The sequence below is a fragment of the Mesorhizobium sp. M2A.F.Ca.ET.067.02.1.1 genome, assembly GCF_004023285.1.
In the GTDB taxonomy this organism is placed as follows: Bacteria; Pseudomonadota; Alphaproteobacteria; order Rhizobiales; family Rhizobiaceae; genus Mesorhizobium.
Genome location: NZ_RZSB01001062.1, coordinates 1 through 1498 on the forward strand (window position 1 = coordinate 1; position 1498 = coordinate 1498).

Below are 1498 nucleotides of genomic sequence, written 5' to 3' on the forward strand. Positions count from 1 at the left end.
CAGGAGCGGCGCCCGGCGCTGACGGAAGGCGTGGCGACCTGCGAGCCGCTGTTTCCGGTGCGCATCGATCAGTCGATCGGAGCCGGATCATGATCCCGGATTTCAGCAAGATCGGCTGGTCGGCGCCGCGTCGCGCGCCGGTCGAGCTCAAGGGCCAGCGGATGACGCCGGAAGGCATCGCAGTAAAACACCTCTACACGCAAGGCGACCTCAAGGGGCTTGCCAATCTCGACACCTATCCGGGCCTGCCGCCCTTCGTGCGTGGCCCCTACCCCACCATGTATGTCCAGCAGCCCTGGACGATCCGGCAATATGCCGGCTTCTCGACGGCAGAGGAATCCAACGCCTTCTACCGGCGCAATCTCGCCGCCGGCCAGAAAGGCCTGTCGGTGGCTTTCGACCTTGCCACGCATCGCGGCTATGACAGCGACCATCCGCGCGTCGCCGGCGATGTCGGCATGGCCGGCGTGGCGATAGATTCCATCCTCGACATGCGGCAGCTCTTCGACGGCATTCCGTTGAACGAGATGACCGTGTCGATGACCATGAACGGCGCGGTGCTGCCGATCATGGCGCTGTACATCGTCGCGGCGGAGGAACAGGGCGTCGCGCAGAAGGATCTCGCCGGAACCATTCAGAACGACATTCTGAAGGAGTTCATGGTCCGCAACACCTACATCTATCCGCCGAAACCTTCGATGCGGATCGTGTCGGACATTTTTGCTTACACCTCCAGGCACATGCCGAAGTTCAACTCTATCTCGATCTCCGGCTACCACATGCAGGAAGCCGGAGCGACCGCCGACCTCGAGCTTGCCTACACGATCGCCGACGGCATCGAATATGCGCGCGCCGGGGTCGCTGCAGGGCTCGACATAGACCGCTTCGCGCCCCGGCTCTCCTTCTTCTGGGCGATCGGCATGAATTTCTTCATGGAGGTCGCCAAGCTCAGGGCCGCGCGGCTGCTCTGGTCGAGCCTGATGCAGAAGAACTTTTCGCCGAAGGACGAGCGCTCGCTGTCGCTGCGCACCCATTGCCAGACTTCCGGATGGTCGCTGACGGCGCAGGACCCCTACAACAACATCACCCGCACGATGATAGAGGCGATGGCCGCGACGCAGGGGCACACGCAGTCGCTGCACACCAACTCCTTCGACGAGGCGATGGCGCTGCCGACCGACCATTCTGCGCGGATCGCCCGCAACACGCAGCTCATCCTGCAGAAGGAATCCGGCACCACGCGCATGATCGATCCGTGGGGCGGCTCGGCCTATGTCGAGCGGCTGACGCATGATCTTGCGGCGCGGGCGCTCGCCCATATCGAGGAGGTCGAGAGCCTCGGCGGCATGGCAGCGGCGATCGAAAAGGGCATCCCGAAGCTGCGCATCGAGGAAGCGGCTGCCCGCACCCAGGCGCGCATCGATTCCGGCGAGCAAATTCTGGTCGGCGTCAACGCGCACCGGCCGCAGACGGATATCGAAGTCGATGTCTTGAAGAT

The 1498-nt window shown here is 63.6% G+C and carries 1 protein-coding gene; it reads left to right on the forward strand.

Annotated features, from left to right (window positions below; translation table 11 throughout):
- Window positions 1-89 precede the first annotated feature (89 nt).
- Window positions 90-1498, forward strand: a 1409-nt coding sequence (gene scpA, locus EOA28_RS35410; RefSeq protein ID WP_128315828.1) for a methylmalonyl-CoA mutase, incomplete at its 3' end; no start/stop codon positions are given.